The 13,638-nt window shown below is 26.0% G+C and carries 13 protein-coding genes; 6 read left to right on the top strand and 7 right to left on the bottom strand.

The features are described 5' to 3' along the window. A complete protein-coding gene (gene thrC, locus ABLL_RS12910; RefSeq protein WP_014475229.1) occupies positions 1-1,482 on the bottom strand; it encodes a threonine synthase in 1,482 nt (493 codons plus the stop codon). An 8-nt stretch (positions 1,483-1,490) separates the two neighbouring features. Further along, positions 1,491-2,399 carry an acetylglutamate kinase gene (argB, locus tag ABLL_RS12905; RefSeq protein ID WP_014475228.1) on the bottom strand — a complete coding sequence of 303 codons (909 nt, stop codon included), beginning with the start codon at positions 2,397-2,399 and terminating at the stop codon, positions 1,491-1,493. A gap of 89 nt (positions 2,400-2,488) precedes the next feature. On the opposite strand from argB, the gene ABLL_RS12900 reads away from it, so the two are divergent. Continuing rightward, positions 2,489-5,221 (top strand): RecB-like helicase, encoded by a 2,733-nt coding sequence (locus tag ABLL_RS12900; RefSeq protein ID WP_014475227.1) that lies wholly within the window; start codon positions 2,489-2,491, stop codon positions 5,219-5,221. On the opposite strand, the gene ABLL_RS12895 is transcribed toward ABLL_RS12900, so the two are convergent. The 5 genes from ABLL_RS12895 to ABLL_RS12875 form a co-directional block, all read right to left on the bottom strand. After that, on the bottom strand, positions 5,218-5,772 hold the full coding sequence (locus tag ABLL_RS12895) for a thiamine phosphate synthase (RefSeq protein ID WP_014475226.1): 555 nt from the start codon (positions 5,770-5,772) through the stop codon (positions 5,218-5,220). The genes ABLL_RS12900 and ABLL_RS12895 overlap by 4 nt on opposite strands. 78 nt (positions 5,773-5,850) lie before the next feature. Beyond that, positions 5,851-6,537 carry a F0F1 ATP synthase subunit A gene (locus ABLL_RS12890; protein WP_014475225.1) on the bottom strand — a complete coding sequence of 229 codons (687 nt, stop codon included), beginning with the start codon at positions 6,535-6,537 and terminating at the stop codon, positions 5,851-5,853. 92 nt (positions 6,538-6,629) lie between these two features. Next, on the bottom strand, positions 6,630-7,835 hold the full coding sequence (ilvA, locus tag ABLL_RS12885) for a threonine ammonia-lyase (RefSeq protein ID WP_014475224.1): 1,206 nt from the start codon (positions 7,833-7,835) through the stop codon (positions 6,630-6,632). A 105-nt stretch (positions 7,836-7,940) separates the two neighbouring features. After that, on the bottom strand, positions 7,941-10,211 hold the full coding sequence (gene metE, locus ABLL_RS12880) for a 5-methyltetrahydropteroyltriglutamate--homocysteine S-methyltransferase (protein ID WP_014475223.1): 2,271 nt from the start codon (positions 10,209-10,211) through the stop codon (positions 7,941-7,943). Positions 10,212-10,370: 159 nt separating this feature from the next. Then, positions 10,371-10,715, bottom strand: coding sequence for a hypothetical protein (locus ABLL_RS12875; RefSeq protein ID WP_014475222.1), 345 nt, complete (start codon positions 10,713-10,715; stop codon positions 10,371-10,373). Positions 10,716-10,820: 105 nt separating this feature from the next. Here ABLL_RS12875 and trmD point away from each other — a divergent pair, with 105 nt between their 5' ends. The 5 genes from trmD to ABLL_RS12850 are packed head-to-tail and all read left to right on the top strand — an operon-like array spanning position 10,821 to position 13,635. Continuing rightward, complete coding sequence (trmD, locus tag ABLL_RS12870) at positions 10,821-11,510, top strand: tRNA (guanosine(37)-N1)-methyltransferase TrmD (protein WP_014475221.1); 690 nt, start codon at positions 10,821-10,823, stop codon at positions 11,508-11,510. A gap of 55 nt (positions 11,511-11,565) precedes the next feature. Beyond that, a complete protein-coding gene (rplS, locus tag ABLL_RS12865; RefSeq protein ID WP_014475220.1) occupies positions 11,566-11,922 on the top strand; it encodes a 50S ribosomal protein L19 in 357 nt (118 codons plus the stop codon). A 31-nt stretch (positions 11,923-11,953) separates the two neighbouring features. Next, positions 11,954-12,472, top strand: coding sequence for a hypothetical protein (locus ABLL_RS12860; protein WP_014475219.1), 519 nt, complete (start codon positions 11,954-11,956; stop codon positions 12,470-12,472). Positions 12,473-12,481: 9 nt separating this feature from the next. Beyond that, entirely contained in the window at positions 12,482-13,087 is a 606-nt protein-coding gene (locus tag ABLL_RS12855) for a DedA family protein (protein ID WP_014475218.1), read from the top strand. Positions 13,088-13,092: 5 nt separating this feature from the next. Next, complete coding sequence (locus ABLL_RS12850; RefSeq protein ID WP_014475217.1) at positions 13,093-13,635, top strand: hypothetical protein; 543 nt, start codon at positions 13,093-13,095, stop codon at positions 13,633-13,635. The last annotated feature ends 3 nt before the right edge of the window (positions 13,636-13,638 follow it).

Raw genomic sequence — 13,638 nt, 5'->3', positions numbered from 1 at the left:
TTATGATTTTCTAATAAAATTAACTATTTCAGATTCAATATTTTCTTTATTAATAACTAAAGAGTGATTGATTTTTGCATTAAATAAGTCTTTAATACTTTGAGGTAAATTTGCATTATATTTTGTAGAAATTTCTTCTAAAGCTTCTTTATCAGCATATTTAAGAGAATTCTGATTTAATGCATTTAATACAGTTGGTGAGAATTTTGTCCATTCTGCAGTTGAATAAATAACTGTTTTTAAAGGTTTTTCTCTTAACTCATTATATGCTTTTATACAAGTCGCAGTGTGAGGATCCATTAGATATCCAGAGTCTAAAAACTCTTTTATTGTTCTTGTACCAAAAGTATCATCAGAATAAACAGCTGAGAAGTATTTTTTTACTTCATTTGTTTCATTTTCACTCATTTTGAAGATTTTTTTCTCATTTAAATCTTCCATTAACTCTTTAGTTCTATTTGCACCAAATAAAGAATAAATTACTCTTTCAATATTTGAAGATTTTAAAATATCCATTGCAGGAGATTTTGTCAGTTTAAGTTCTTTATCTCTAATATCATAAACACCAGTATTTATCCATTCTGTAAGTATATTGTTTTCATTTGAAGCTACTAAAAGTTTTTCGATAGGTAATCCCATTTCTAAAGCATAAAATGCTCCTAAAACATTTCCGAAGTTTCCACTTGGAACTACTAAATATATTTTTTCACCTAATGTAATTTCATCTTGTTTTAAAAGTTGAATATATGACCAGAAATGATAGATTATTTGGAATATTATTCTTCCAAAGTTTACTGAATTTGCAGCACTTAGTTTGATATTGTCTTTTTCTAATTCTTCTTTAAAAGTTTTTGAAGCAAGTAGATTTTTAAGTGCACTTTGGGCATCATCAAAGTTTCCTTTTATTCCTAAAACTTTTAAATTTTTTCCATCTTCACAAACCATTTGTAATCTTTGAACATCAGAAGTTCCACCATCTGGATATAAACAGACAACTTGAATGTTTTCCTTATTTTTAAAAGTATTAAGAGCAGCTGGCCCTGTGTCTCCTGAAGTTGCAGCAAGAATTAGATATTTTTCATTTCTTTTTTTTGCAATTGAAGAAAGAATTGAACCAAAAGGTTGTAAAGCCATATCTTTAAAAGCTCGAGTTGGTCCATGGTATTGCTCATGAACAAACAAATCTTTTTTTACTTTTATAACAGGACAAGGATTTTGTGGATTGTCAAAATTATCATATAAATCTAAAGCTTTATTGATTTCATTCTCATCAATATCAATTTCAAAAGCTTTTAAAATATCATAAGCTAACTCTTTGTAGCTTTTATTTACGTGATTTTGAATAAAATTTTCTTCTAATTTAGGTAAATATTCAGGTATGTATAATCCACCAAAAGATGTACTTGGATTTAATATTGCTTCACTAAATGGTACTTTAATTGGTTTAATACCATCATTTCCTCTTGTTTCTATAAAATTCATAATGCCCCTTAATTTTCTAATAATTTTTCTAAATCTATACCATTATTTGGATTATCTTTTCTGATAAATTGTGTTCCAATTCCATCACTTGTAAATAACTCTAATAAAATTGAGTGTTCAACTCTTCCATCAATAATGTGAGCTTTATTTACGCCATTGTGTATAGCATCAATACAAGAATCAACTTTTGGAATCATTCCACCAGCGATTGTTCCATCTTTTTTATAGTTTTCAACACTCTCTTTATGTAAAGTTTGAATTAATTTTCCTTCTTTATCTAAAACACCAATAGTGTCAGTTAAAAATAAAACTTTTTGAGCGCCAACAGCAACAGCAATTTCACAAGCTGCAACATCAGCATTTATATTAAATCCAGGATGATTTGGTTCAGCACTATCCGCAATTGGTGCTATTACTGGAATAAATCCTTCTTTTATAAGATTATTTATAAGTGTGCCATTTACTTTTGTGATTTCTCCTGTATAACCAAATCTTCCACCATCTTTTGGAATAGCATTTATAATACTAGAATCTTTTCCTGAAATTCCAATAGCTTTTGCTCCATGATGATTTAATAAAGAAGTGATATTTTTATTGATTTCTCCACTTAAAACCATTTCAACAACTCTCATACTATCTTCACACGTAACTCTATGTCCATCCACAAATGAAGAAGGGATATTTAATTTTGTTAAAAGTTCAGTTATCCTTGCTCCTCCACCATGAACAATAATAGGTTTTATTCCTAAAAGAGATAATAAAACTATATCTTCAGCAAATTTATCTTTTAAATCAGGACTTGTTTGTGCTGAGCCACCATATTTAATAACGATTGTTTTTCCGAAGAATTTTTTAATATATGGAATTGCATCAAGAAGAGTTTTAACTTTATAATGTTTATCTATTTTATCTATCATATATAATCCTAAAAGATTTTTAAAGCAAGATTATATCTAAAAGTATCTTATTAACTAAAATGAAATAGTTACTTTAGTATTATTCTTTTATGAAAAAATATTTAGCTTTAAAAGCCAGTGCAGGAAGTGGTAAAACATTTGCACTTACGGTTCGTTATATCACTTTGTTGTTACTTGGCGCAAAACCAAATGAAATTTTAACTCTGACATTTACAAACAAAGCTGCAAATGAAATGAGTGAAAGAATATATAAAACACTTCTTACTTTAGGTGATGATGAAGCATATTTAAATGCTATTATTGAACAATCAAATCTCTCAAAAGAAGAGATTTTAGGGAAAAAAAGTTTTTTAGTAAAATCATTTTCAAGTGCGAATTTATCAATATTTACTATTGATAAATTTGTAAATAAGATTTTAAGAGAGTTTTGTGGATATATTGGTATTTCAGATGATTTTGAAATAAAAGAAGATGATATTGAAACTCTTAGTTTAAAATTTTTAGAATCACTTGATTTAAAACAGTTTGAAACATTGATTGATTTTTCCCATTATGAAAAAAAGAAATTTAATTCACTTTTTGAACTTTTTAAAACACTTTTAGAAAAAAATGAAAAAATAAATATTTTAAATATTGATGCTAAATTAATAGATTTTCAAAAAGAGAAAGTTTTAGAAAATGCTTTTAAAATAAAAGAGTTTATTTTAAATTGTACTGTTGCAAGTCCAAGTGCTAAAAAAGCTGTAGATTTTGAAAAATTTGATGATTTATTTGGAAGAACATGGCTTGAAAAAGATTGTTTAGCTGAATATTCTTATTTTAAAAAATGTGCAAATGAAACAATTGAATCATATTTTATAGAGTTAAAAAAAGAGATAACAATATATTATAAAATAAGGGCAGGGTACAGTTTAAATAAATTATTTGAACTCTATTTAATGTTTAAAGATTTTAAATTTGAGTTTAACAAAAATAAAAACTATTTAGAATTTAACGATATTTCAAATTTAGTTTATGAATTATTATCAACAAAAATTGATAAAGATTTTTTATATTTTAGACTTGATTCAACATATTCACATATTTTGATGGATGAGTTTCAAGATACTTCACTTTTACAATATAAGATTTTAGAACCTTTAATAAAAGAGATACTTTCAGGTGATACAACAAAATTTAAAACATTTTTTTATGTTGGGGATACAAAACAATCTATTTATAGATTTAGAGGTGGGAAAAGAGAACTTTTTGATTATGTAGCAAATACAAATAAAGTTTTAGAAGTTGAAGTTTTAAATACAAATTATCGTTCATGTGAAAATATCATTTCATATGTAAATTCACTTTTTTTAAATCTTGTTAATTATGAATATTATGAACAAGAATCAGTTGCAAAAGATGGTTATGTTGAAGTTTTTGAAGATGAAGCATTAGATGAAGAAGAAAAATTTGTAAACATTGCAAAAAAGATTGAAGAGTTGATTAATTTGGGAGTTAATCCAAATGATATATCAATTTTAACTTATACAAATGATGATGTTTTATCTTTATATTATTATTTAAAACAGAAGTTTCCTGATATGAAAATATCAACTGAAATGACTTCAAAATTAATAAATCAACAAAATGTAAAAGCAGTTATTAATGCTATGAAATATCTTTATTTCAAAGAAGAAATTTACAAAGAGAATGTAAATGCACTTATTGGAAAAGAGATATTAAATGAATTGGATTTACAAATTGAATTGGAAGAAAAATCTGTTCAAGAAATTATAAAAGAGTTATCAAAAAAATTAAAAATCATAGATGAAAATGTTGTTAAATTAATTGAAGTAAGTTCAAGTTTTAATAATATCGTAGATTTTGTTTATGAGATAGATAAATTAGATGCAAATATGGAAAATAGTGAATCAGTTGGACTTCAAATATTAACTATTTTTAAATCAAAAGGTTTGGAGTTTCATACAGTTATTTTACTTGATAGAATTAAAAGAAAAAATGTAGATAAATCTTCACTTTTATTTGAGTATGAAAATCTTGAACTAAGAAATATTTTTTACAAAATAAAAGGTTATGAAAATTTTGATAGAGATTATGAAAAAGCAATAGCAAAAGAAAAGGCATTAAGTCTTGAAGATGAGATAAATATTTTATATGTTGCAATGACAAGAGCTAAAAATAATATAATTATCTTTAAAAAAGTAAAATCATCTGTTTTTGATATTTTAAATATGAAAGTTTGTAAAATTGGAAAAATAAAAGAGAGTATTAATTTATCAATAAATAAAGATGAAAAAAATATTGTTTCATATACTCCATTAGATTTAGGAACACAAGAAAAACAAATCTCAAAAGAAAAAGAGTTAGAAGTTGACCATTTGCATGCAAAATATTTTGGATTGGCAACTCACTATTGTTTAGAGATGATGAATGAATTTGATGAAAAAAATTTAGATTATTCTATGGATTTAGTTCAAACTAGATATTCAAACTATTTAAGTGAAGATGATTTTTTTGATATAAAAAATAGATTGAGATTTTTATTGAATGATTCAACTTTTAAATCTTTATTGGAAAACTCAATGTTTATTTCAGAGCAATCTTTGATTTATAAAGAAGAGATAAAGATAATAGATTTACTTTTATTTAAAGAAGATTGTTTTTATATTATTGATTATAAAACAACAAAAGAGGAACTTGATGAACATAAAGTTCAAGTTTCATATTATAAAAAAGCTATAAAAGAGATATTTCAAACATCAAATGTGAAATCATATCTAGTATATTTAAAACCTAATAGTTGTACACTAAAAGAGATTTAAACAAAATATCTAATAGAAGCAAAACCATAGGCTTTTGTATTTTCTATTTTAGAGATTTGTTCTTTTGAAACTATTCCTCCAAGAGCAATAATCTTTATATCTTTATATAAGTTTGTTGCCTCTTCTAACTTTTCTATTCCTTTAGGTTCACCCTTATTTGGTGTATTAAAAATAGGAGAAAAAGTAATCGCATCTGCTTTTAATTTCATAGCTTCTTCAATCTCTAAAAAAGTGTGACAAGAGATAATTGTAAAAAGATTTTTTTCTTTTGCTTCTTTGATTTTATCAAATTGTTTTGAATTTAAATGAACTCCTGATGCACCTAGCTTTTTAGCCAATAAATAATTTGAATTTAGAAGTATTTCTTTTACATTAAATTTTTTACAAATTTCTATAAAGATTTTTGCCAATTCTTCAAAGTTTTTAGATTCTTTATCTCTAAAACATGCAATATCAATTTTATGTTTAGTTAAAGCTTTTATCAAAGTTTTTCTAAATATTTTTATATCATTACTATAATATTGAGGGTCAGTTATAAGATATTTTTTCATTAGTCTTTCTATTTAAATATATAAAAAAAGGGAATAAGTAAAAACTTATTCCCTTTTCAAAATTTTTTATCAAAATTTTTAGTGTTCTTCGTGTTCCATCATAATAGAACCAGCAATATAAACATAAGTTAATATACTGAAAATAAACGCTTGTAAGAAACCAAACGCAGTTAATAAGAAGAACCCAGGAAGAGGTAATAACCAAGGTACTAACATTAAGAGTACCATTAAGAACATATCATCTCCTCTGATTGAACCAAAAAGTCTGAATGATAATGAAACAATTCTTGATAAGTGAGAAATAATTTCAATTGGGAACATTAATGGAGCTAATACAGGCATAGGTCCCATAAAATGTTTAAAGTAAGCAACGAAACCATTTTTCTTAATACCTAAATAGTTATAGTAAACAAATACTATTAAAGCTAAAGATAATGTAAAGTTAATATTTGAAGTTGGAGCTTCGAAACCAGGGATAACTCCAATCATATTACTAACAAAAATTACTAAAGCTAAAGAACCAATTAAAGGCATATAAGTTCTAGCGTTTTTTTCACCCATTGTATCAGTTCCCATTGCAACGATACCACCTACGAACGTTTCCATTACATTTTGAGATCCAGTTGGAACTAATTGTAACTTTCTAGTAGCTGCTCTTGAAATTAAGAAAATTATCCCAATAACTAGAACAAAGTGTGATAAGATTATCCACTCTTGCCCGTGCCCACCAATTGCACCCAAGAATGTAAACAGTCTTCCTTCCATTTTCTTCCTTTTTTTTTGTTTCTACATGTACTAAATTATGCGTGTATTATAGTATTTATTTTCTAAAATCTTTCTAAAGACAAAAAATTAACTTAAATTTGTTTATATCTGTAACCATTTTGTTTCAAATTTTCTCTAATCAGTTCTTGGTGCTCTTCACCTTTTGTTTCTAATGAAATAGTTACATGTGCTTCACCAAACTCCAGTTTTATAGAGTTTCTATCATAATCTATTTGAACAATATTTGCTGAACAAGTTGTAAAAATTTCAGTTAAATGCATCAATGCACCTGGTTTATCCATAAGTGTTACGATTAGATTCATTTTTCTAAATGATTTTACTAATCCTTTATCAATAATCAAAGATAACATTGTAACATCAATATTTCCACCACTTACAATTGCACATACTTTTTCATTTTCAATATTTACTTTATTATGCATAATTGCAGCAGTTGCAACAGCACCTGCACCTTCAACCATAAGTTTATGTTTTTCTAATAAAAATAAAATTGCATTTGCAGTTTCATTATCACTTACTTCTACAATTTCATCTACATATTCTAAAATGATTTCAAGTAATTTTGGTGTCACATCACGAACTGCAATTCCATCAGCAATTGTTCTAACACTTGAAGAATCTATAGGAAGTCTTGCTTCAAAAGAGTCTTTCATTCCTCTTGCTCCACTTGCAACTACACCTGTAATTTTTATATTTGGATTTATCGATTTTGCTGCAATGGCAATTCCAGAGATTAAACCTCCTCCTCCAATTGGTACAATAATATGGTCAATATCTTCAATTTTTTCTAAAATTTCTAAAGTTAATGTACCTTGTCCTGCAATAACAGCATCATCTGCAAATGGATGAATAAACTCTTTATTGTTTTCTTTTGCAAATTTTGTAGCAGCAGCGTACGCTTCATCAAAATTTTCGCCAGTTAAAACAACGTTTGCACCATAAGATTTAACTCCTGAAACTTTAGTAAGTGGAGTTGCCTCTGGCATAAAGATTGTTGCAACACATCCAAAATGTTGTGCTGCAAATGCTAATCCTTGTGCATGATTTCCTGCACTTGCTGCAACTACACCATTTTGTCTTTTTGTATCATCTAACATAGCAACTTTATTAAATGCACCTCTAATTTTAAAACTTCCTGTTATTTGAAGATTGTCTTCTTTTAGGTAAACTTCTGCATTTAAGTTTTTACTCAAAATTGGAGCTTTCATCAAAGGAGTTGTTAAAACTGTATTTGTTAATCTTTTTTTTGCTTCTTTTATATCATTTAATGTAATCATGGCTTCTTTTCTCATTTTTATAATTCTCGAATCTTATCTAAAAATATGTTTTATCATAATTAAGTTATAACAAAACATATTCTTATTATTACTAGAGCAAAAGCTCTAGTAATTTTTTTCTTTTACAATTTTTACTGCTTCAACCATATTTTTAAGGCTTTGTTTTACTTCTGGCCATTTTCTAGTTTTTAATCCACAATCAGGATTTATCCATAATTGTTCTTTTGGTAAAACTTCAATTAAAGCTTCAATTTGATTTACCATTTCTTGTACACTTGGAACTCTTGGACTATGTATATCATAAATTCCAGGACCAATTTCTTGTTTGTAAGCTACTTCTTTAAAGATTTTTAAAAGTCTATTTCCACTTCGTGCTGTTTCTATAGAAATAACATCAGCATCCATTGCTTCAATAGTTTTTATAATGTCATTAAATTCACTATAACACATATGCGTATGAATTTGAGTATTTGCTTTTGCACTACTAACACTTAGTTTAAAATTATCAACTGCCCAGTTTTCATAAGCTTTGATATTTTCAATTCTAAGTGGATAACCTTCTTTAAATGCAGCTTCATCAACTTGAATCATTTTTATTCCAGCATTTTGTAAATCATCAACTTCTTTATTTATAGCAAGTGCGATTTGACGAGCTACTTCACTTCTTGGTAAATCATCTCTTACAAATGACCAGTTTAAAATAGTTACAGGTCCTGTTAACATTCCTTTCATAACTTTTTTAGTTTTACTTTGAGCATATTTTATCCACTCAACAGTCATAGGATTTTCTCTATTTACATCTCCATAAATTAAAGGTGGTTTTACGCATCTGCTTCCATATGATTGAACCCAAGCATTTTGAGTAAATGCAAAACCATCCATTAATTCTCCAAAATATTCAACCATGTCATTTCTTTCTGGTTCTCCATGTACTATTACATCAAGTCCAATTTCATCTTGGAAAGCTACGCAATCATCTATGTATTTTTTAATCTCAGCTTCATATTGTTCTTTTGAAATGGCATTTGCTTTATATTGTTTTCTATTTTCTCTAATCTCTGGAGTTTGAGGAAATGAACCAATAGTTGTTGTTGTTAAGAAATCATAGTTGAAAAATTCTCTTTGAACTTTGATTCTATCTTGAAATTTATCTACTCTTTCAAAGATTTTTAAATTTTTTAGTTCATCTTGAATTTTAATGTTGTGAATTTTTGAAGATATTTTTCTTTGACTATTATCTTCAATATTTCTTTTTATTGTTGATAACTCTTCTAAATTTAGTTTAAAATCAAAAAATTGTTTAGATACTAGTGATAACTCTTTTAATTTTTCATTTGCAAATGCTAACCAAGATTTTATCTCTTTGTCTAATTTTTCTTCATAATTTAAAGTAAAAGGAACATGTAAAAGTGAGCAAGAAGTTCCAACTATGATATTTTCTTTATTTACAACTTTTGAAATTTTTTCAAGTAGTTCTACTTTATCTTGAAAATTACTTTTCCAAATATTTCTTCCATCTATTACTCCTGCAATTAAAACTTTATTTGAGTTTTTAATAAGTTCTAAAACTTCAAGATTTTTATTTCCATGAATAAAATCTAAACCTAATGCCCAAATTGGAGTATTAACTAAAATTTTTGTAGCTTCATTTGAGTGTTCAAAATATGTTGTTACTACTATTTTTATATTTGGTGCAACATTTGCTAGGGCATCATAAACAGGTTTAATCAATGATAAAACTTTTGAATCTAAATCTTTTACAAATAGTGGTTCATCAAATTGAACAATAACTTCATCATTAAGTTTTGAAATTTCTAACAATAACTCTTTATAAATTTCAACTACATTATTTATATGTAAAAAAATATCACTATTATCTACACTTTTTGAAAGTCCAAGATATGTAATTGCACCAATTAAATTTATTTTTGTATTTATTCCTAACTCAAGTGCTTCTTTATATTCTTCAATTACTTTTTTACTATTTAATTTAAATTTTGTATCTTTAGAAATTTCAGGAACAATATAATGGTAGTTTGTATTAAACCATTTTGTCATTTCCATAGCTACACAAGAGTCATTTCCTCTTGCCATTGCAAAATATAGTTCTTCATCTTTTAAGTTTTCAAATCTTTTTGGAATGGCACCTAATAATATAGAAGTATCTAACATATTGTCATAATATGAAAAATCATTTGAAGAGATAAAATCTATTTTTGCTTCTTTTTGATAATTCCAATGTCTTTTTCTCAAGCTTTCTGCTACAAATTTAACTTCATTGAAATCAGTTTGTTTTGACCAATATTTTTCTAAAACTTTTTTAAGTTCTCTTTTTTCTCCAATTCTTGGAAATCCTATTACATAATTTTTTTGCATAATTAATCCTTTTACAAATGGTTCCCATTTTAAAGGAACCAAATATATTTGTCTACTTTTTAACAAAATTTGTGAAAATTTTTAAAAGTAGCAAAAACTAAAAAGCTTTAAGAATAAAGCTTCTAACAGATGGTAGTAACTTTTGTAAAGTAAAATTAATTAAGTAATAGGAGGATGAACACCAGTTCTTCTAAAAGCAAAAAATGTGCAATAAAATGGACATCTAGGAATAAATTTAAATAAGCTTACTGCTAGTGCAGTTCTTCTTCTAAAAAAACAATCACAGTGGCAAGGTTTTGAATTTAATAAAATTGGTAATGATAAATTTTCTTGTAAATTTGGAGGAGATTCTTCCTCTTCATTACAATCAGAAGATAGTAATAATTTTTTATTTAAATGATTTTTACAAGATGTAACTATACTTTGCAATTTGGGAGCAACAGCATAAGCTTGTATTGATGACAATGTGAAATATTTTTTCCCAAAACCATTTAGTAATTTCAAATAAAAATCCTCTATAAAAATAAGGAAGAAGTGTAAATCAATAATGCTTAATTGTAAATAAAAATAAATATGTTATTATTCCAATAAAAAAAGGTAGATTTTATTTTGAAATTTACATTTGTTACACTTTTTCCAAATTTAATTGAACCATATTTTCAAGATTCTATTTTAAAAAGAGCAGTTGAATCAAACTTTATATCTTATGAGTTTTATAATCCAAGAGATTTTACAACTAATAAACATAAAAAAGTTGATGATCAGATGGTAGGTGGAGGAGCAGGTATGCTTCTTTTTTGTCAACCATTATTTGATTGCTTGGATGAAATAAAAAAGAAAAATGAAGATGCTTATATTATATTTCCACTAGCAGCTGCAAAGCCATTTAGACAAAATGATGCAAAAAGATTAGCAAAGAAAAAAAATATAGTATTTGTAAGTGGAAGATATGAAGGAATTGATGAAAGAGTTATTGAAAAATATGCAAATGAAGTATTTAGTATAGGAGAATATATTTTAACAGGAGGAGAATTAGCTTCTACAGTAATGGCAGATGCAATTTCTAGAAATGTTGATAATGTACTTGGAAATGCTGATTCTTTAGAGGTTGAAAGTTATGAGAACAATATGCTTGAAGCACCTTCTTTTACAAAACCTGAAATTTTTCAAAATTTAAGTGTTGTTAAAGAATTTTTAAAGGGAAACCATAGTAAAATTGCCGACCTAAAAACCAATCTGGCTATTTGCAAAACAAAATACTTTAGACCAGGTTTAGTTACAAACAAAAAATTTAAATAAAAGTGTGATACCCCGCAAGTTGCAAATGCGGGCACTTTCGCCAAAGGGAAATACAATGAAAAATAGATACATTGCGAGCTTCGAAGCAGCGCAAATTGCAGAAAAACAAATTCCTCAATTCAAAGCAGGAGACACAGTTAAACTTGGTGTTGAAATTAAAGAAGGTGAGAAAAAAAGAATTCAGCTTTTTGAAGGTATTGTTATTGCTAGAAGTGGAAATGGTGTAGATTCTACTTTTACTGTTAGAAAAATTGGTGCAAATTCAATTGGTGTAGAAAGAATTTTCCCATTATATTCTGAGTCTTTAAAATCTTTTGATGTTGTAAGAAAAGGAAGAGTAAGAAGAGCTAAACTTCACTTCTTAAGAGGATTAAAAGGTAAAGCTGCAAGAATTAAAGAGCTAAAAAAATAGTAAATTAAGGCATCGCCTTAATTTTAATTTTATGTCTCAAATTTTAATTCATACAACGTCAATAATCGAAGCAAAACCGATTATTGATTTTTTTAATTTACAAAAATTAGAAAACTCTAACAAAAATGAAATATACTCTAATAATGATATTTTACTTATAATATCTGGAGTAAGTAAAGATTTAATAGTTAAGTCTTTAGATTATATTTTTAAAAATTATTCTATATCAAAAGCATTTGATTTAAGTATAGCTTCATGTAGTGATGGAAGTATTGCTTTAGGAACTCTATTTTGTACAAATAGATTCATTGGAGGCTTGAATTTTGCAAATGTTACAACTGTCGAACAGTCCCTTGAAACTGATGAAAATTTAGATACTTTACTTGTTGATAAGCAAGCTTTATTTTTTTCTCAAATATGTAAAGAAAATATAAAAGATTTTTATATTTTAAAAATAGTATCTGACTATTTTGATGAAGTTGAACCTACAAATGAAAAAATCTTTGAACTTATAAATAACTCTATATTAAAGTGGAAGAACTTAATCTAAAGGAAACCTTTGTTAGAAAATATAATAAATTTTATTGTTGAAACAGTTGGTAGTTTAGGATATGCTGGTATCTTTATAATGATGTTTTTAGAAAGTTCATTTTTCCCTTTTCCATCAGAAGTTGTTATGATTCCTGCTGGATATTTAGTATTTAAAGGTGAAATGAATATTTATCTTGTAATTCTTTTGGGAATACTTGGTTCTTTATTTGGTGCATTATTTAACTACTATTTAGCAATAAAATTTGGAAGAAAAGTTTTAATAAAATATGGAAAATATTTTTTTATAAAAGAAGAAACTATTATAAAAATGGAAGAGTTTTTTAAGTCTCATGGGCATATTTCAACTTTCTCAGGAAGATTGATTCCTGGTGTAAGACAATATATCTCTTTCCCTGCTGGATTAGCAAAGATGAATTTATTAGTTTTTTGTATTTATACAAGTTTAGGAGCTGGGATTTGGGTCATAATCTTAACTTTTTTAGGATATTTTTTAGGAAATAATGAAGTTTTAATCAAAGAATATCTTCATACAATTATCATAGTTATTTTGATTTTTTTAGCTATGTTAGGCTTTTTTTACTATAAAAATATAAATAAAAAAAAGAAAATATAAATAAAATGTATAAAAAAATATTAAATTTCTGTTTAATTTTTTTAGTATTTATTTATATAATTTTTGAAGAATTAATTTGGGAAAAATTTGCAAAACCTATCATTTTGTTTATATCTGAATTACAAATTTCTAAGAATTTAACTCCCAAAATTTTAAGTTTAAATCCTTATATAATTTTATTAATCTTTATTATTCCTTTTATTCTTGTGGAATTGTTAGGGGTTTATGCTGGAATTATTTTTATTTCAGGACATGTGATTTTTGGAATCTTTTTGTATCTTTTAAAGATTCCTATTGCCGCACTTATTTTTTGGTTTTTTAATGTAACAAAAGAAAAATTATTGGAATTTACTTGGTTTAGTTTTATTTATGAAAAATTGATTTTTTTGATAAATAAAATAAAAATGTCAAAAGCATATTTATTAATAAAAGAAAAAACAATGATTCTAAAAAAAGAGTTGAAAGAGGAAATTTTTATATCTAAAAACAGGTTAAAAGAAAAAATAGTAAGAATTTATAGATTATTAAAGAATAAATTTAAGTTATAAAAT

It is taken from the genome of Arcobacter sp. L (assembly GCF_000284235.1).
Taxonomy (GTDB): Bacteria; Campylobacterota; Campylobacteria; order Campylobacterales; family Arcobacteraceae; genus Aliarcobacter; species Aliarcobacter defluvii.
The sequence above is the reverse complement of the archived record's forward strand: the minus strand, read 5'-3'. Positions and strand labels throughout refer to the sequence as shown.